The following is a 19281-nucleotide window of genomic DNA, read 5'->3' on the forward strand; positions in this document are numbered from 1 at the left end:
TGTTTACGTGTGGTTTGCTTCTTTCGAATTTTTGCTTTGCCATTGTAAAATCCTCCTTTAATCTTTGTAATAAACTTTGCCTAGCGTTTTCTAGCTTATTGGTTAATATATTGAGCCCACTACAAAGATCAAAGCAAATTAATTACAATAATCACACTTAGTGAGCGCTCAACTATATTGGAGCTCACGATCGGGATTGAACCGACGACCTCCGCCTTACCAAGGCGACGCTCTACCTACTGAGCTACGTGAGCATTTCCATCTTAATTTTTTTGGTCTACATTTTAATATACCAATTATAAAGTTTACTATTATTCAAAAAATTTGTCAATAAAAATTTAATGACTTATTTTTCATAATAAAGACATTTTTCTAACTTCCTCTTAACTCTTTGAAGTGCATTATCAATAGACTTTGCTTGCCTATCTAAATCACAAGCTATTTCTTGATAAGATTTCCCATCTAAATAAGATTGAAGAACCTCCATTTCAAGATCAGAAAGTACCTTTGCCATTTCTCCTTCAATATGTTTTATTTGCTCTTTGCCTATAATGAGTTCCTCTGGATCAGTAATCTTTAGTTCTGATAGAACATCAATCAATGTTCTATCTGAGTCTTCCTCATATATTGGTTTGTTTAAAGATATATATGTGTTAAGAGGTATATGTTTCTGTCTCGTGGCAGTTTTTATAGCAGTTATTATTTGTCTAGTGACACAAATCTCTGCAAAAGCTTTAAAACTAGTTAACTTGTCAGCTTTAAAATCTCTTATAGCCTTATATAATCCTATCATACCCTCTTGATAAATATCTTCTTTGTCAGCTCCAATAAGAAAATATGATTTTGCTTTAGCCTTTACAAAGCTCTCATATTTTGAAATCAAATATTCTTGAGCTCTACAGTCACCTTTCTTAGCATCATCAACCACTTCTTCATCAAGTTTATTTTCAAATTCAACAAATAAACCTTCTTTTCTTCTAGCGCTCTCCACTATATATCCCCCCTTTTAATGCCTGTATAAATTCTCATATTACAAATTCTCATGTTACAATATATTATTTGCTTCGTCTCATAGCTTCAAGTTTTTCTAATATATCATCATTAATATTATCTAATAAATTATTTTTGTTTGATAAATTAGTATTTTTTAAGGTTTTTCTTTTTATTCTATTTTCTGTATCAAGAACCTCATTATAAAATTCAATGGAAGAAATTCTTACTGCTCCTCTTTGAAAAATAGTTTGTTGCTCAAGCCAGTCTGAGGTAACGACATATACTTCATACCTTCTACCTAGATTATGAACTTCTCTTTCTATATAGGAATCAGCTGTTTCGCCATCCTTGGTAAAAACTATACTGATATTATTATTAATAGCTTCCTTCTTTTCAATGCTTCTATTTACCTTATGGGCATCAAAAACAATTATAATTTTACACCCTTCATAGACTGAATAATTATGTAAACTATCTATTAAAGTTTGTCTGGCTCCATCAAAGCTATAATCCTTCTGAACTTTTAAGTTGGGCCAGCTATTTATAACGTTATACCCATCAATAAACATTATCTTCAAATTATACCTCTTTAGGACAAGCTATTTTGCTAGCCTTCCTTTTAATATTTCATACATCATTATACCACCTGCAACTGAAGCATTTAAAGAATTTATTTTCCCTACCATAGGGATTTTAACTAATTTATCACACTTTTTCAAGGTAAGCTTAGATATTCCTCTTCCTTCACTTCCTATAACCATTGCACAGGGTCCATTAAAATTAACTTGATAGCTATATTCATCACCTGCTATATCTGCTCCATATATCCATAAACCAGCCCTCTTTAGCTCATCTATTGCTGCATTTATATTTGTTACTTTAGCTATTCTCATATGCTCTATAGCTCCTACAGAACATTTATATACAGTTGATGTAATACCAACATTTCTTCTCTTTGGTATTATAATACCATGTACGCCACATAATTCAGCTGTTCTTATTATAGAACCTAAATTGTGAGGATCTTCAATTTCATCTAAAATAACTATAAATGGATCTTGACCTCTTTTCTTTGCTACATTAAGAATATCAGCTATTTCAGAATACTTAAATGGTGTAACTTGAGCTATTACTCCTTGATGGTTAGTTCCACCACTCATAAAATCTAATTTCTTTCTATCTACTTCTTTTAATACTAACCCCTTATCTCTAGCCATATTTATTATAGCCTTTATAGAGCCTTCCATATGTGTGTTAGATATATATATTGCTTCAATTGTTCTGTCACTTTTTAATACTTCCATAACAGCATTTCTACCAATAATTAAATCTTCTCTAACTTCTGCCTCATTTGTTTCATTATCTATATCCGTCATACCTTTTCTATTATCTTTAGAAAACTGTCTTTTAGAAGGTCTTTGATTATTTTCTGTCATTTCTCTTTCCATTCTAGCTCTCATTCTTGCTTCTCTTGTTCCTTTAGTCATAATAATCACTCCTTATCTATATTATATACTTTTCTCACCTTATGTTAACTATATTTCAGTAGACTTTTCTAATATATTAAATAGTCTTTCCTTATTTCCTGTCAAGTATAAGAAACCTATTAAAGCTTCAAATCCTGTTGCATTTCTATAATCTATTACATTTGCATTCTTGGGAACAGTAGCAGATTTTGCATTTCTTCCTCTTTTATAAATATACATTTCTTCTTCTGTTAAATCATTTTCTATACTATGCATTATGGCAGATTGACTTTTTGCCTTTACATATCCAATAGCCTTTATATGCATCTTATGTGCAGAAAGATCTGTTTGATTTGATAGTATAAAGTTTCTTATATATATTTCAAAAACACCATCCCCTATAAGTGCCAACTGCAAAGGATTTAATTGCCTAGCTTCTTCCTTACTAAATTCTCTAATTCTTAAATCCTCTAACATATTCTTCTCCTTTAAATAAAGGCTGCAAAATGCAGCCTATATATTAATTTATTTTTTTCCATCTAACACCTTGAGGTGTATCTTCTAAAATTATATTCCTAGCTTTTAAATCATCTCTTATTTTATCTGCTAGTGCAAAATCTCTATTTTTTCTAGCTTGTTGTCTTTCTTCAATTAACTTTTCTATTTCATCCTCTAAGCTACCCTTAGTAGACTTTTGAAGTATTCCTAATGGATTTCCAAGTTCTCTAATTAACTCTAGAGCTTTTTGACAAAGCGCCTTAGAAGACTCAATAGATATATTTGTATTTATATCTTTAATTAAATCAAATATAGCTGTAATAGCATCTGCTGTATTAAAATCATCATCCATCTTATCTATATATCTTTGTCTATATACATCTAAAGATTTTAAATAACTTTCTTCATTGCTATCCATCTTTTCATTTTTAACCTCATTAATTAAATTTTCAAGATTTGCAACAGCATTATATAACCTTTCTACTGAAGCCTTTGCTGATTCTAATAAATCATCACTAAAATTTAATTGAACTCTGTAATGTGCAGATAACATTAAAAATCTAATTACATCTGAATCATATTTTTCAAGAGCATCCCTTGCAGTTAAAAAATTATTTAGAGATTTAGACATCTTTTGATTATTAACATTTAAATAAGCTGAATGCATCCAATAGTTAGCGAAAGTTTTTCCTGTTAATGCTTCACTTTGAGCTATCTCATTTTCATGGTGTGGGAAGGCTAAGTCCATACCACCTGCATGAATATCTATAGTTTCTCCAAGTAATTTTTTAGCCATACATGAGCATTCTATATGCCATCCTGGTCTTCCTAAGCCCCAAGGACTTATCCAAGCAGGTTCTCCTGGCTTTTGAGATTTCCATAAAGCAAAATCCATAGGATCTTCCTTTCTTTCATCTATATTTATTCTAGCTCCAGATTGAAGGTCTTCTAAACTTTGTTTTATAAGTTTTCCATAGCCATCAAATTGCTTAGTTCTAAAATAAACATCTCCATCAACTTCATAGGCATAGCCTTTATCTACTAATCCTTCTATAAAATCTATAATGTCTTTTATATACTCGGTTGCTCTTGGATTAACTGATGCTCTTTTTATATTTAGTCCATCAGCATCTTTATAATATTCATCTATATATTTATCACCAACGCAAGCAACTGTTGTTCCTTCTTCATTAGCTTTTCTAATCATTTTATCATCTATATCAGTAAAGTTTTGAACAAATTTAACGTTATATCCTCTATATTCTAGATATCTTCTAATAGTATCAAAAACTATAAATGTTCTACCATTTCCTATATGAAAATAATTATAAACAGTAGGTCCACAAACATACATCTTAACTTCTCCTGGAGTAATCGGTACAAACTCCTCCTTTTTTCTAGTTAAGCTATTATAAATTTTCATTTAATCGCCTCCTTATCTAACAGATAATTTATTCCTTTTAAACTCTTCTCTTACCTTATCTAATACATCTTCAATTTTAACATTTTCCATATCAGATGTTCTAAGTTTAAATTCAACTTCACCTTCTGAAATTTTCTTTCCTACTGTAATTCTCATAGGTATTCCCATTAAGTCTGAATCCTTAAACTTAACTCCAGCTCTTTCATTTCTATCATCTAGAACTGCATCAACACCTATTTCTTTTAATTCATTATAAATCTTATTAGCAATTTTCATTTGCTCTTCATCTTTTATATTTACTGGTATCACATTTACATGATATGGTGCTACAGATAAAGGCCACACTATTCCATTTTCATCGTTATGTTGTTCTATTATTGATGCCATAGTTCTAGTTACACCTATTCCATAACACCCCATTATAAATGGCTTTTCTTTACCATTTTCGTCTATAAAAGTAGCCTTCATAGCTTCTGAATATTTTGTTCCAAGCTTAAATATATGACCTACTTCTGTTCCTCTTGATATAGTTACTTTAACACCACAAACTGGGCACTTTTCCCCTTCAGTTATATTTCTATAGTCGCCTATTACACCTTCAAAATCTCTACCGTAGTTTACATTTTCAATATGGTATCCTGTTTCATTTGCACCTACAATAAAATTGTACATATTAGCAACTTCTTCATCAACTAATAAAGTATCCACCTTTATATTTATAGGTCCAGCAAATCCAACTTGTGCATTAGTTACTTTAAATACTTCTTCTGGTGTAGCCATATTTAAATTAACTACTCCACCTAAAGCATTACTTACCTTAACTTCATTAACTTCTCTATCGCCTCTTACCATAACTGCAACTATTTTATCATCGGCATTAAATATTAAAGTTTTAGCAAATTTTTTTTCTGTTGTATTAAAGAATTTAACTAATTCTTCTATTGTTTTAACATTAGGTGTTTCAGTTCTAACTAATTCCTTTAATTCTTCTAATTCAGCTTTTTCTACAGTTGATGGTGCCTTTTCTATATTAGCTGCATAATCACATGCTGTACAGAAAACTACATCATCTTCTCCTACTTCTGATTTAACCATAAATTCTGCTGAATTTGAACCACCAATTGCTCCTGAATCAGCTTCAACTGGTTTAGCATCTATTTCACATCTACTAAATATTTTTATATATGCATCTCTCATCTTATTATAAGAAACATCTAATCCTTCTTGATCCTTATCAAAACTATAAGCATCCTTCATTATGAATTCTCTAGATCTCATAACTCCGAATCTTGGTCTTCTTTCATCTCTATACTTAGTTTGGATTTGATAAAGATTTACTGGTAATTGCTTATAAGATTTAATTTCATTTCTAGCTATATCAGTAAATACTTCTTCATGAGTTGGCCCTAAACAGAAATCTCTATTATTTCTATCTTTAAGTCTGAACATTTCTTCCCCATAAACATCCCATCTACCTGATTCTTGCCAAAGTTCTGCTGGTAATACTGCTGACGCTAAGAATTCTTGCGCTCCAGCCTCATTCATTTCATCTCTTATTATGTCTTCTACCTTCTTTAGAACTTTTAATCCTAATGGCATATAGTTATATATTCCTGATGCCATCTTTCTTATCATACCAGCTCTTAACATTAACTTATGGCTATTAATTTCAGCTTCAGCTGGAACCTCCCTTAATGTTGATACTAACATATTAGACATTTTCATTATTTGTTCCTCCTATTATTCTTATCATTATATTCAAAACTAATATTATTTACATAAAATTTAAGTGATTTGTATAATAAAATTTATAAATTATCTTATATAATGTTTATCCATTTTTAATAATAAATATAAAATCAAACTAAAAAATACTTTTCGGATATATTTTTTATAATTTTATAAATAAAAAAAGCTCCCCCTAATTAATTAGGGCGAACTTATATCGCGGTACCACCTAAATTTGTGCTCTAATAATTTTAACGATATTAAACCGATAGTTTTTACCTACAACTCCAAAGCTGGTTCAAATCCTATTGAAAATCTTACAGCCCATGAATTTTCTCTCTGAAAAAGCGGATTTTACTATTCTTCTTCAATGTTTTAAACCTATTTAATTATAGCTTAATTAATTATATATTCTTGCAAATATTATGTCAATATACTACCTTTCAAGATTATATAAGCTTTTCTGCTAATATTAAATCCTCTGGAGTGGTTACCTTAATATTAGTATAGTCCCCTTCATACAGATACACCTTATTACCATATTGTTCAACTACCATAGTATCATCAGTAACCTTTATATTTTCTTCTTTTACTCTTCTATGACATTCCTTAATTATATTAAGTTTAAATACTTGAGGAGTTTGAATAGCTACTAAAGTATTTCTATCTGGAGTAGAAAGAGAAAAATTGTTATTATCCTTTATTTTTATAGTATCCTTCGGCATCACTCCAGGTGCTGATGCTCCATAAAGTCTTGCATACTTTATACCTTCATCTATTATTCTTTGTGAAGTAAAAGGTCTTGCTCCATCATGAATCAAAACTATTTCATCATCAACAAGTTTATCTAGAGCATTAATAACTGAATCTTGTCTCTCTTTTCCACCCTCAACTATTAAATCTACCCTTAAGGAATATTTATTCAATACTTCTTCTTTACAATAATCTATTTCATCCTTTGGCAATACTAAAATAATTTTATCTATATCTTTAGCTTCAGAAAATCTCTTTATTGTATAGTATAGTATAGGTTTACCTTTAAGTTCTATATATTGCTTGCTAATGTTAGCACCCATCCTCTTGCCTTTTCCACCAGCTAAAATTATAGCACTAATCATCTAAACACCTACCTACTCATCTTTTGGTTTTGCAAATATCATTCTTCCAGCTGCTGTTTGTAATACAGATGTTACTATTACTATAATTTGTTCACCCATATATCTTCTTCCGCCTTCAACAACTATCATGGTTCCATCATCTAGGTAACCTATTCCTTGAGTTGCTTCCTTACCATCTTTAACTACTACTACCTTCATTTCTTCTCCTGGAAGAACTATTGGTTTAATTGCATTAGCAAGTTCATTGATGTTAAGCACTGGAACTCCTTGGAATTCCGCAACTTTATTTAAGTTAAAATCATTAGTTATTACTTTTCCCTTTAATACTTGGGCAAGCTTTAATAACTTACTATCTACTTCTTGAATTTCTGGGAAATCACCTTCCCAAATTTGAGTTTCAATATCTAATTCCTTTTGAATCTTATTTAGTATATCAAGACCTCTTCTTCCCCTATTTCTTTTAAGAGAATCTGCTGAGTCTGATATATGTCTTAACTCATCTAAAACAAAGTTAGGAATCACTAAAGGTCCTTCTATAAAACCAGTTTGGCATATATCAAAAATTCTTCCATCTATTATTACTGACGTATCTAATACTTTTGGATTATTCTTAACAGCTACCTTAGCCTTTTTATCCCTAATACTATTCTTTTTTAAATTGCTAAGAACATTTGATATATCATCTCTTTTCTCTATAAAAATGCTAGCAAATATTATAGCAAATATTAAATTTAATAATACAAATAGTATGGGTCCTAATCCAAATAAATCTATACTATTTAATGGTAGTCCTATTAATGATGTTATTATTAGAGATATAAATGCTCCAAGTATTCCATATATAATTTCCGTCGCTGTAAACCTTTGAATATTTTTTTCTATATATTCAATAGACTTCAAAATAGAGTCATATATACTCGGGGAAATAAAATAAAGAATAATTCCAATTAATAAAGTTATAAGAACACGAAAAGATATAATTGCAATGGTTTCTGATAAAAAAGATAAGTCACTTATAAGCTTTATATTTATTAAGACGCCGCTTAAAATATACCCGCTTATTAAACCTATAATGGTAAATATAACTCTTATAATCTTTTTTAACATATTGTCACCTCCTATATATTTTTATTTTTTATTAATTATACCATATAAAGGTATTATCTAAAATGAATATTTATTAAAATCTTATTAATTTAAAATACCCCCTATAAATAATCATATAATTAATTTATTATAAATTTAAGTTAATTACACTTCCTTTTAACACTATAATAATCATAAACAACAGCCGTAAATTTTAAGGAGTTGATGTATATGAAAGATATAATTTTTGATAATTTTCAAAATGACGTAGATGATTCTTTATTACGTCATAGGAGTATTCTAGATATAATGACTAAATTAAATGAATCAAATGCTAGAGTTACTAGAGCATTAGCTAAATCTGTAACAAATTGTGGCTGTATTGAAATTTCCGCTAAAAAGCAAAACGCTTTTAATAGCGATAATAGTTTAACTCCTTCTTTGAGTACTCAAATTCAAGGTACCCTTTGTGATAATTGTCGTGATATTATCGAAACTGAAATAGGAAATAATATATTTTATCTTACTTCCTTATGTAATTGTTTAGAATTAAATTTATATGACATACTTTTAAAAGAAGAAAATAAAATAAATCTATTGGGAAAGTTTACATTTAGATAAGTTTAAAGCAGGTTGGCTCCTGCTTTTTTATTATTATCTATTTAATTTACTTTTATACATAAAATTACTAAATTTCATTTTTTAGATATATCTGCTCTTTTATTCTTTTAAGTCCGCTTCTTATTGCTTTAGCTCTTGCCTCACCAATACCATCAACTTGATCCAAGGCATTAGTATCAGCTTCAATTACATATTTAAGTTCTTTAAAATGTCTCACAAGATTTTCTATTACCGAAACAGGTATTCTAGGAACCTTAAATAATATTCTAAAACCTTTTGGTGAAATTAATGTATCTGTTAATGACACTGAAGAGTATCCTAATAATTTTGCTATTAAGTCTAAGTCAACAAGTTCTTCTGCAGTAAGCCTTTGGATTCCATTATATATTTCATGATAATCCATATCTCCTTTGCAATAATCTCTTATTAAAAGTATTCCATCTCTTTCAATAAATCTTATAAGTTCACTTAATTGCATTGATATTAGTCTTCCTTCATTTCCAAGCTCAACTATATATCTTTTTATTTCTTCTACTATTCTCATTACCATTTCAGTTCTTTGAATAGCTGTAACTACATCAAAAATAGTAGTTAAGTCTTGATATTCTAATAGGTTAAGATTATTAATTACTCTATCTAGAACATTTACGTATTTTTCTAATGTCTGTATCGCTTGGTTTGCTCTTGCTAAAATTACGCTGCTTTCTTGAAGTACATACTTTAAATCGCCCTTATAAATAGTAATAATATTTCTTCTTTGAGAAATTGCTATTACAATATTCCCAGTTTGTTTTGCTACTCTATTGGCTGTTCTATGTCTAGTACCAGTTTCATATGTGCTTAAAGTATGATCAGGAACTAATTGTGTATTAGCATAAATTATTCTCTTTAAATCACTGCTAAGAACAATAGCTCCATCCATCTTTGCTAATTCATAAACATAGGCTGGTGAATACTCTGAATTTATATTAAATCCACCATCTACTATCTTCATAACTTCTTCATTATCGCCAATAACTATAAGTCCTCCAGTTTTAGCTCTTAAGATATTTTCTAAACCTTCCCTTAATGCTGTTCCCGGACTCATAAGTTTTAATATACTTTTTATTTCTTCGTCATCTTTTATCCTCATATACTCACCCAATCTGTTAGAATATCTTATTTATAGCCTCTCTTAAATTACTTACACCTATTATATTTATATTACTTCCAGCAACTTTATCCCTATTTCTTTCAGGAATAATAGCATTTTCAAAACCCATTTTTTCAGCTTCTTTAATTAATCTATCACATGAAGAGATAGGCCTAATTTCGCCTGTTAATCCTACTTCCCCAATTATAACTGTTCTTTGAAGTTTTAATCCTGTATTTTTAACACTAGATAATAATGCTAATGCTAATCCTAAATCTCCAGTAGTCCCATCTAAGGTAAGCCCCCCAACTACATTTACATAAACATCGTATTTATAAAAAGGAACTCTTAATTTCTTTTCTAATACCGCTAATATAAGTCTTAACCTTTGATTATCTATACCTACAGCAGTCCTACTAGCTAAATGAGTGTTACTTTCACTAACCAAAGCTTGCATTTCTACTAGTATAGGTCTAGTACCTTCCATAATACCTATTACTACAGAACCCTCTTGGTTAAAATTAGTATCCTCTAGGAATATTCTCGAAGGATCATATATTTCCTTTAATCCTTCTTCAGCCATTTCAAAGACACCAATCTCACTAGTAGTACCAAAACGATTCTTCATAGTTCTAAGAACTCTAAATTCTTCTGTACGTTCACCTTCAAAATATAAAACTGTATCTACCATATGCTCTAATACTCTTGGACCTGCTAATTCACCTTGCTTAGTTACATGTGCAACTATAAATAATGGTATCCCTTGATTTTTACCTATTCTCATAATAGCATTAGAACACTCTTTAACTTGAGATACACTTCCTGGTGCTGAAGTAATAGATTCCTTATATACAGTTTGAATGGAATCTATAATTACAAATACAGGCTTTATCTCATTAATATATGCTTCTATTAAATCTAAATTAGTTTCAGATAATATATAAAGTGACTCTGCATTAACGCCTAACCTATCACCTCTAATTTTGATTTGCTCTTCGGATTCTTCTCCAGAAACATATAAAACCTTACCATAATTTTTTGAAATAGAGTCTGCTGTTTGTAGAAGAAGTGTAGATTTACCTATCCCAGGATCTCCTGATATTAATGTTAATGAACCTCTTACTAATCCACCACCTAAAACTCTATTTAATTCTTTTAGTCCAGTGTCATATCTTTCCTTTTCACCTGACTTTATATCTCTTATGCTCTTTGGCATATTTTCTATTACTCTTATATTGTTTACTTTAGATTTTGCTTCTTTATGTGTTTCCTTAATTTCTTCAACTAAGGTATTCCATTTATTACAATCTGGACATTTCCCTAGCCATTTAGGGGACTCATATCCACATTCTTGACAAACAAACATGGATTTAATCTTTGCCATAAAATTTACCTACCAATTCTATTTATTTTATTATAAAAATCTTTATTAAATTACTATAAATACTATATCATAAGAAAATATAAAAACCAATTTTTTATATAACTCGGTATATAAAAAAAGAACTACAATATTTACATTATTGCAATTCCTTTAAATCTTTAAACATTATTGTAATTTTATAATAATTTAGCCGCTTCTTCATCAACTATAATAACTACATCTCTATGCATTTGTAACATTGATGCAGGCATATTTGTGCTTATTTTTCCCTTTACCATAGCCTTTACTGCTTCTGCTTTAGATTCTCCACTTGCTATAACAATTATCTTCTTTGATTTCATTATTCCACCAAGTCCCATTGTAAGTGCAGTCTTTGGAACTTCATCTATTGAATCAAAGAATCTAGCATTCGCTTCTATAGTATCTTGTGTTAAACCAGTTAAGTGTGTTCCTGCCACTAAGTCTTCATCTGGTTCATTAAATGCTATATGTCCATTATTACCTATTCCTAATAATTGAAGATCTGTACCACCTAAATTAGCTATCTTTTCATCATAATTTTTACATTCTTCTTCGATATTTTCTGCTAATCCATTTGGAACATAAGTATTGTTCTTATCTATATTTATATGATTAAATAAATTTTCATTCATAAAGTATCTATAGCTTTGAGGATGATCTCCACTTAAGCCAACATATTCATCTAAATTTACAGTAGTAACCTTAGAGAAGTCAATTTCACCATCTTTATTCATTCTAATTAATTCTTTATACATACCCATAGGTGATCCACCTGTTGCTAATCCTAATATAGCTTTAGGATTATTTTTAACTACCTTTGCCATTTCCTTTGCAGCAACTTTACTTAATTCATCATAATTCTTTGTAACTATTACCTTCATCGTATTTTTCCCTCTCTTCTCGATATATTAACTTCCAAAGTAAATTTATCTGATCTATATATAGCCTCTTCTAAAAATATTAACTTATCATTTAAATCATAAGTTTTACTAATAATTTTTAGCATAGGCACTTGTTGATTAACGCTGAAAACTTCTTTTAATTCATCATCCATAATAACTGAAACTATTGATGATTGAGAATAATCAACCTTATAACCAAAGCCTTCAAGAATTTTGAATAATGATCCCTTTAGCATTTCTTCATCTATATACCCACAATAATCTACAGGTATATAAACTTTTTCTATTGCAACACATTCTTCATCAACTATACGCTTTCTAGTTATTTTGTATAATTCATCTAATAAAAAGATATCAGTTAAGTCTTCTGGTGTTGATATTTTTTTAAATTCAACTATTTCAGATCTTAATGTTTTTCCCATTTGCTTTACTATCTCACTAAAGCTCATCATATCCTTTTGCTTAAATGTTTGCTCACATACAAAGGTTCCTTTTCCTTTAATTCTAAGAAGTACTCCCTCTTGTACAAGTTCGCCAATAGCCTGTCTAATGGTCATTCTACTAACTCCGTATATTTCACAAAACTCTCTTTCACTTGATATACAATCTCCAGGTTTCCATACTCCTTCGGAAATCTTAGATATTAAATCATTTTTTAATTGGTAATATACAGGAATTGGGCTACTTTTATCTATCATTGTTAATCCTCCTAAAACTATTATATTCAAAATTGTTATAGATGTCTAGACCAGTTTGTTAATTTTTTAGATTGTTATAAATTATAAATTTTTTGGAAAAATAATTATATATAACCGAAAAGGAGATGCTATAATGATTAATAGAAATTATTTTTCCAATATACCTTCAAAAAATGTATTACGTGAAGATAAATCTAAAAATTTATCAGAAGAATTATTTTTTAATTCTAAAGATAATTCTTTAGATAATATGATTCTTAATTCTAACTTAGATAATCAAAATGTCATTAAATAAATTAGTCTTTAACTTATATGATACCACATTCTTTATTTTTAATAAAATATACTATATATATTGAATTATTTTATGAAATGGTGTAAACTTAATGTTAGTTAATATTGATTATCTTTTGATAATTAAAAGGAGGATTACAAATGGTTAAAGTTTATAGTACAAATACTTGTCCATGGTGTGTAAAAGCAAAAAACTACTTAAAATCAGTAGGTGTAGACTTTGAAGAACTTAATGTTCAAGAAGATATGACTGCTAGAGATGAAATGATAAACAAGTCAAAACAAATGGGAGTTCCTGTTTTAGATATCAATGGTACAGTTATCGTTGGTTTTGATAAAAATGCTATAGATAAAGCATTAAACAATTAATTTTTAAAACATAACCACCTATAATTTATGGTGTTATAAAATAAGAATTAAAAAGAAGTAGTTTTTTAACTACTTCTTTTTTTATACAATTTATTAGTTTTTAAATTCAAAAAGGAGCTGAAATACAACTCCTTTTTGAAAATATTTTATTTTATAAGCTCTCTTCGAGATTTTATACTATATACAAGTACTAACTATCTACCTATATTAATTACAGTAGCCTTTGGTCTTGACATAGCTTCTATTGAATATTTTATTCCTTGAGTTCCAATTCCAGATGCCTTAACACCTAAGAATGGGAAATGGTCTGGTCCTCTTTCAGTTTTATTATTAACTTGAACAGTACCAACTTCTAATTTATCTGCTACATCGAAAGCTTCATTAATATTTTCAGTAAATACTGATGATTGTAATCCATATTCAGATTTATTAGCAATTTCAATTGCTTCATCTTTATCCTTAACTCTTATTATAGGTAATACTGGACCAAATGGTTCTTCCCATGCTAATCTCATATCTGTTGTTACATAGTCAAATAATGTTGGGTAAATTAAGTTTTCTTCTCTCTTACCACCAACTAATAAATGAGCACCTTTTTCTCTAGCATCTTCAATAAGTTCCCATACAAAATCTGCTGATTTATTGTCTATTAGTGGAACAACTTCTGCTCCATCAACTGGATTTCCAACTTTTAATTTTTCAACTTTTTCTTTAACTTTTTCAACTAATTTATCTGCAACTTCGTCTATTACTAATATTCTCTTAACAGCAGTACATCTTTGTCCTGAATAAGAATATGCTCCAGAAACAATATTAGAAGCTGCTAAATCTAAATCTGCATCTTTTAATACAATAGCTGCATCTTTACCACCTAGTTCCATTAATAATGGTACCATACTAGTTATCTTTGAAATTCTAGTACCTACTTCTGTACTTCCAGTAAAGTTTATAAAATCTATTGAAGGATGAGTTACTATATAATCTCCTATTTCACTACCTCTTCCAGTAACAGTATTTAATACCCCTGCTGGAACTCCTGCTTGCTCAAATATTTTAGCTAAATATAATCCACAAAGACTTCCTTGAGTTGCAGGTTTTAAAACTACTGAATTACCTGCAATTAAAGCTGGTGCAATCTTTGAAGATGCTAAGTTTATTGGATAATTAAATGGTGAAATAGCTAAAACTACACCTAAAGGTTCTCTAGTTACTAAAGAAATCTTGTTCTTCTTAAATCCTGGGAAGCTATCTCCTGGAATGCTTTCTCCTGATAAGTTCTTAGCTGTATCTGCTGTAAATCTAATATAATCTGCTGATCTTAATATTTCTGATTCTGATGACTTTTTATCTTTTCCAATTTCTCTCATCATTATATCTGACATTTCATCTGCTTTTTCAATTAATAAGTCAGCTGCCTTATATAATATTTCTGCTCTCTTATTAACAGGAACGCTCTTCCACGCAACTTGAGCTTCTTTTGCATTTTTTATTGCAAAATCTACTTCTTCCCTTGTCATTGAAGGAACCTTTCCTACTAAGCAATTTCCCACTGGTGAATATATTTCTATAAACTTATTACTATCACTAGTTATCCATTTACCGTCTACTAAATTCTTGAATGTTAATTCTTCGCCTCTTATACAATTAAACATTTTAATCCCCTCTTACTTCTTCGCTAATTCTATTTTATTTTTATCAAAGCCAACTATAATTTCTCCGTCTATATCTATTACAGGAACTGTTCTTTGTCCTGAAACCTTAAATACCTCTTCTCTGTCTTCGTGTTTATCAGCTACATTAATTTCTTTATACTCCCAACCCTTCATATCAAAGAATCTTTTTGCTTTAATACAGGATGGGCACCATGATGTTGAATATATTTTTATCATAATAATTCTCCTTACTTAAATTATAATTTTGATATTATTATTTCCTATTTTTCTTTTTTTCAACTACAACTTTTTCCGCTTCTAATGCTGCTATTGTTCCATCAGCAACTGCTGTTGTAATTTGTCTATATTCTTTTTCTCTTACATCTCCGGCTGCAAATACACCATTAACATTTGTTCTCATTCTCTCATCTGTCTTTACATATCCACTATTTGTTAACTCAATGTAATCTTTAAAGTGTGCTGTTTTTGGTTCTGTTCCGATATATCCAAATACAGCATCCATATCCATTTCTTTTTCTGTTCCATCAACTGTATTTCTTATTATTGCTTTTTGAACAAAATCTTCACCATCTACATCAACTAAGTCCTCATTAAACAATACTTCTATCTTAGGGTGATTCATAACTTCATCAATAGTAGCTTTTTCACCTTTGAAATAATCAAATCTTCTTATCATATATACCTTAGAAGCAAACCTTGTTAAGAATAAAGCTTCTTCTAGTGCAGAGTTACCTCCACCAACTACTCCAATTATTTTCCCATCATACATTGCTCCATCACATACTGCACAGTAATGTATTCCCTTACCTGAAAACTTCTCTTCATTTGGAATAGGTAACTTTCTTGGAACTGCTCCTGTTGATATTATTACTGTATCTGTTTTATATATAAAATTATTAGTTTCAACGATTTTTTCATCTCCACTAAAATCTACTCTCTCTACCATATCGAATTCATCTATTTCGGATCCAAGTTCTTCTGCTTGTTGTTGCATTAAATCTGCTAGCTCAATCCCTGAAACTTTCTTAAAGCCAGGATAATTTTCAATTGTATAACTGTTTCTTACTTGACCCCCTAATATTTGGTCTTCTAATAAAAGCATATCTAACTTTGATCTTGTTGCATATATAGCAGCAGTTAAACCTGCTGGTCCCCCACCGATTATTATCAATTCTTTATGTTTTACTTCTTTACTCATTATATTTCCCTCCTACCCCCTAGGGGTATATTCTTTATAATTAATTATATGCCTGTAGTTTTAAAAATGCAACTACTTTTAGGTAATAATTTTTATTAGTTCTATGGTTTTAACCCTAATTTATATTCAAAAGTATTAAAAATATATGCATATATTAAACAAAAAGAAGATTTTCTAATAGAAAACCTTCTTCTATACTATGATATATGCTTAATACAAAGTTCCTCACCATCACAATAAATTTCTAAATTATCTCCGCCTTTAATGCATCCCTTTAGCATTTCCTCACTTAGTTTATCCTCTAACTCTTTGGCTATTATCCTTCTTAGTGGTCTTGCACCATAATTTATATCAACGCCTTTATTAACTAAAAATTTTTTACTATCTTCGTTTAAGTTAATTGTTATCTTTCTCTCTTTAAGTTTATTTATAGTATTATTTAGCATTAAGTTAACTATTTTTAATATGTCATTATCCACTAATTTACGGAATACAATAACTTCATCAATTCTGTTTAAAAATTCTGGCTTAAATTGTTTTTTAACTTCTTCCATAATTATTTTTTTCATATTTTCAAATTCGCTATTTTCAATATTCTTTTCATTTATAAAGCCTACCGAATTCTGCTTTTTAATACTATGGGCACCAACATTAGAAGTCATTATTATAATAGTATTCTTAAAATTTACTGTCCTTCCCTTACTATCTGTAAGTTTACCATCCTCCATTATTTGTAGTAATATATTAAAAACATCAGGATGGGCCTTTTCTATTTCATCTAATAAAACTACAGAATACGGATTTCTTCTTATAGCTTCAGTTAGTTGGCCACCTTCTTCATAACCAACATACCCTGGAGGGGCTCCTATAAGTCTTGATACTGAATGCTTTTCCATGTATTCTGACATATCAATTCTTATTAAGCTTCTTCTATCTCCAAACATAACTTCAGCTAAAGTATTAGAAAGTTCTGTCTTTCCAACTCCAGTTGGGCCACAAAATATAAATGATCCTATTGGTCTGTTAGGATCTTTCAATCCAACTCTAGCTCTTCTTACAGCTTTAGAAATTGTTGTTACAGCTTCTCCCTGCCCTATTACCCTTTCTTGGAGAGCTTCTTCAAGTCTTAGAAGTCTTTCTGATTCCTCTTCTGTTAATTTTTCTACTGGTATCTTAGCCCAAACAGAAACAACTTTTGCTATTTCCGTTCTACTTACTATATTATTAAATTCTAAGTTATTATAATTAACACTTAATAAACTTAGCTTATTCTTAATTTCCATTTCTTCATCTCTTAAATAAGCAGCTTTTTCAAAACTTTGGCTCTTAATTGCAGTTTCTTTGTCCCTTGATAGTAACTCCAAATTCTTTTTTAAATCTCCTATTTCTGGAGGTGAAATAAGATTTGCTATCCTTACTTTTGCTGATGCCTCATCTATTAAATCAATTGCTTTATCAGGCATAAATCTATCACATATATATCTGTCTGATAGTTCTACAGCTGCCTCTAAAGCATCATCCTCTATTTTTACCATATGATGAAGTTCATACTTTTCTCTAAGTCCTTTTAATATTTCAAGAGTTTCTTCCTTTGAAGGTTCATCTACAGTAACTGGCTGAAACCTTCTTTCTAAAGCTGAATCCTTTTCAATATATTTTCTGTATTCATCAATAGTAGTAGCTCCAATACATTTAATTTCCCCTCTAGCTAATGCAGGTTTTAGAATATTAGAAGCATCAATAGCTCCTTCTGCTCCACCAGCACCAACTATGGTATGAATCTCATCTATAAATATAATTATATCTTGAGAAGTTATAATTTCATCCATAACCTTTTTTAATCTATTTTCAAATTCGCCTCTGTACTTAGCTCCTGCTATCATAGCTGTTAAGTCTATAGATATTATAGATTTATCCTTTATGATATCTGGAACCTTCCCCTCAACTATCATTTGAGCTAAACCTTCTACAACTGCGGTTTTCCCAACTCCAGGTTCTCCTATAAGGCAGGGATTATTTTTATTTCTCCTACATAATATTTCTAGTACTCTTTTACTTTCAGTTTCTCTTCCTATGAATGGATCTAACCTTCCTTCTTTAGCTAAAGCAGTTAAATCTTTACCATATTGATTAAGCATTGGAGTTTTATTGGAATTTTTCTTTTTATCATCCATCTGCTTTACATCATTTATATCATTCTTATTAATGTAATTTATAATTTCAGTTTTTATACCCTTTAAGTCTACCTTCAAATTTGAAATAATAGTATAAGCTACACTCTCAACATCATCTAGTAAAGCTAATAAAATATGCTCTGGATTTATATAATTATGATTATACATCATTGCCTTTGCTAAACTATCATCAAATACTCTCTTGGTTCTAGGATTAAGTAGCATTTCTCCTATAGAAATATCTACATCCCCAAACCCTAAATAGTCCTCTATAAGATTTTTCACCTTATCTATAGTAATTCCACTAATATACAAAACCCTATTAGCAAAACCACCTTCTTTTAATATCCCTAACAGAATATGCTCCGTTCCTATATACCCATGCTTAAAATACTGTGATTCTTTTTGAGCTTCTACAAGTACTATTTGTGCTCTTTCTGTAAATTTACCAAAAACCATAAATACCTCCATACCCTATTGCTAAATTTAACTCCACAGATAAA

The 19281-nt window shown here is 29.6% G+C and carries 19 protein-coding genes, 1 tRNA gene and 1 other annotated feature; of the genes, 3 read left to right on the forward strand and 17 right to left on the reverse strand.

Going from position 1 to position 19281, the window contains the following annotated elements; genetic code table 11:
• Nucleotides 1-178: 178 nt before the first annotated feature.
• From HUJ77_RS00740 to HUJ77_RS00780, 9 genes are all read right to left on the reverse strand, one after another.
• A tRNA-Thr gene (locus HUJ77_RS00740) sits at nucleotides 179-254 on the reverse strand.
• Between the two features lie 92 nt (nucleotides 255-346).
• A complete protein-coding gene (sigH, locus tag HUJ77_RS00745) occupies nucleotides 347-991 on the reverse strand; it encodes an RNA polymerase sporulation sigma factor SigH (protein WP_291706658.1) in 645 nt (214 codons plus the stop codon).
• Between the two features lie 64 nt (nucleotides 992-1055).
• The gene (locus HUJ77_RS00750; RefSeq protein WP_291706659.1) at nucleotides 1056-1571 is read right to left on the reverse strand and encodes an NYN domain-containing protein; all 516 of its coding nucleotides are present in this window, start codon (nucleotides 1569-1571) and stop codon (nucleotides 1056-1058) included.
• Nucleotides 1572-1592: 21 nt separating this feature from the next.
• Entirely contained in the window at nucleotides 1593-2480 is an 888-nt protein-coding gene (rlmB, locus tag HUJ77_RS00755) for a 23S rRNA (guanosine(2251)-2'-O)-methyltransferase RlmB (protein ID WP_291706660.1), read from the reverse strand.
• Between the two features lie 48 nt (nucleotides 2481-2528).
• The gene (locus HUJ77_RS00760; protein WP_291706661.1) at nucleotides 2529-2936 is read right to left on the reverse strand and encodes a ribonuclease III domain-containing protein; all 408 of its coding nucleotides are present in this window, start codon (nucleotides 2934-2936) and stop codon (nucleotides 2529-2531) included.
• 43 nt (nucleotides 2937-2979) lie between these two features.
• Nucleotides 2980-4380, reverse strand: coding sequence for a cysteine--tRNA ligase (gene cysS, locus HUJ77_RS00765; protein WP_291706662.1), 1401 nt, complete (start codon nucleotides 4378-4380; stop codon nucleotides 2980-2982).
• 12 nt (nucleotides 4381-4392) lie between these two features.
• Complete coding sequence (locus HUJ77_RS00770) at nucleotides 4393-6105, reverse strand: proline--tRNA ligase (protein ID WP_291706663.1); 1713 nt, start codon at nucleotides 6103-6105, stop codon at nucleotides 4393-4395.
• Nucleotides 6106-6307: 202 nt separating this feature from the next.
• Nucleotides 6308-6488, reverse strand: a binding site (T-box leader).
• A gap of 69 nt (nucleotides 6489-6557) precedes the next feature.
• Nucleotides 6558-7226 carry a 2-C-methyl-D-erythritol 4-phosphate cytidylyltransferase gene (ispD, locus tag HUJ77_RS00775; RefSeq protein ID WP_291706664.1) on the reverse strand — a complete coding sequence of 223 codons (669 nt, stop codon included), beginning with the start codon at nucleotides 7224-7226 and terminating at the stop codon, nucleotides 6558-6560.
• A gap of 12 nt (nucleotides 7227-7238) precedes the next feature.
• Entirely contained in the window at nucleotides 7239-8333 is a 1095-nt protein-coding gene (locus HUJ77_RS00780; protein ID WP_291706665.1) for a PIN/TRAM domain-containing protein, read from the reverse strand.
• 210 nt (nucleotides 8334-8543) lie between these two features.
• Between HUJ77_RS00780 and HUJ77_RS00785 the strand changes: the two genes are divergently transcribed.
• Nucleotides 8544-8933 (forward strand): DUF1573 domain-containing protein, encoded by a 390-nt coding sequence (locus HUJ77_RS00785; protein ID WP_291706666.1) that lies wholly within the window; start codon nucleotides 8544-8546, stop codon nucleotides 8931-8933.
• A gap of 67 nt (nucleotides 8934-9000) precedes the next feature.
• On the opposite strand, the gene disA is transcribed toward HUJ77_RS00785, so the two are convergent.
• The 4 genes from disA to HUJ77_RS00805 form a co-directional block, all read right to left on the reverse strand.
• On the reverse strand, nucleotides 9001-10065 hold the full coding sequence (disA, locus tag HUJ77_RS00790) for a DNA integrity scanning diadenylate cyclase DisA (protein WP_291706667.1): 1065 nt from the start codon (nucleotides 10063-10065) through the stop codon (nucleotides 9001-9003).
• A 16-nt stretch (nucleotides 10066-10081) separates the two neighbouring features.
• Nucleotides 10082-11449: a DNA repair protein RadA gene (radA, locus tag HUJ77_RS00795; RefSeq protein ID WP_291706668.1), complete on the reverse strand. Its 1368-nt coding sequence runs from the start codon at nucleotides 11447-11449 to the stop codon at nucleotides 10082-10084.
• 176 nt (nucleotides 11450-11625) lie between these two features.
• The gene (gene nagB, locus HUJ77_RS00800) at nucleotides 11626-12351 is read right to left on the reverse strand and encodes a glucosamine-6-phosphate deaminase (RefSeq protein WP_291706669.1); all 726 of its coding nucleotides are present in this window, start codon (nucleotides 12349-12351) and stop codon (nucleotides 11626-11628) included.
• Nucleotides 12348-13070 carry a GntR family transcriptional regulator gene (locus HUJ77_RS00805; protein ID WP_291706670.1) on the reverse strand — a complete coding sequence of 241 codons (723 nt, stop codon included), beginning with the start codon at nucleotides 13068-13070 and terminating at the stop codon, nucleotides 12348-12350. The genes nagB and HUJ77_RS00805 overlap by 4 nt, the downstream gene beginning before the upstream one ends.
• Nucleotides 13071-13203: 133 nt before the next feature.
• Here HUJ77_RS00805 and HUJ77_RS00810 point away from each other — a divergent pair, with 133 nt between their 5' ends.
• Both HUJ77_RS00810 and HUJ77_RS00815 read left to right on the forward strand, forming a co-directional pair.
• Nucleotides 13204-13365 (forward strand): hypothetical protein, encoded by a 162-nt coding sequence (locus HUJ77_RS00810; protein WP_291706671.1) that lies wholly within the window; start codon nucleotides 13204-13206, stop codon nucleotides 13363-13365.
• A 140-nt stretch (nucleotides 13366-13505) separates the two neighbouring features.
• Entirely contained in the window at nucleotides 13506-13733 is a 228-nt protein-coding gene (locus HUJ77_RS00815; RefSeq protein WP_291706672.1) for a glutaredoxin family protein, read from the forward strand.
• 194 nt (nucleotides 13734-13927) lie between these two features.
• On the opposite strand, the gene HUJ77_RS00820 is transcribed toward HUJ77_RS00815, so the two are convergent.
• The 4 genes from HUJ77_RS00820 to HUJ77_RS00835 form a co-directional block, all read right to left on the reverse strand.
• Nucleotides 13928-15385, reverse strand: a complete 1458-nt coding sequence (locus HUJ77_RS00820; protein ID WP_291706673.1) for an NADP-dependent glyceraldehyde-3-phosphate dehydrogenase — start codon at nucleotides 15383-15385, stop codon at nucleotides 13928-13930.
• A 12-nt stretch (nucleotides 15386-15397) separates the two neighbouring features.
• The gene (locus HUJ77_RS00825) at nucleotides 15398-15622 is read right to left on the reverse strand and encodes a glutaredoxin domain-containing protein (protein WP_291706674.1); all 225 of its coding nucleotides are present in this window, start codon (nucleotides 15620-15622) and stop codon (nucleotides 15398-15400) included.
• 37 nt (nucleotides 15623-15659) lie between these two features.
• The gene (gene trxB / locus HUJ77_RS00830) at nucleotides 15660-16604 is read right to left on the reverse strand and encodes a thioredoxin-disulfide reductase (protein WP_291706675.1); all 945 of its coding nucleotides are present in this window, start codon (nucleotides 16602-16604) and stop codon (nucleotides 15660-15662) included.
• A gap of 197 nt (nucleotides 16605-16801) precedes the next feature.
• The gene (locus HUJ77_RS00835; protein WP_291706676.1) at nucleotides 16802-19237 is read right to left on the reverse strand and encodes an ATP-dependent Clp protease ATP-binding subunit; all 2436 of its coding nucleotides are present in this window, start codon (nucleotides 19235-19237) and stop codon (nucleotides 16802-16804) included.
• Nucleotides 19238-19281 lie beyond the last annotated feature (44 nt).

The organism is Clostridium sp. (assembly GCF_021443865.1).
Lineage (GTDB): Bacteria > Bacillota > Clostridia > Clostridiales > Clostridiaceae > Clostridium.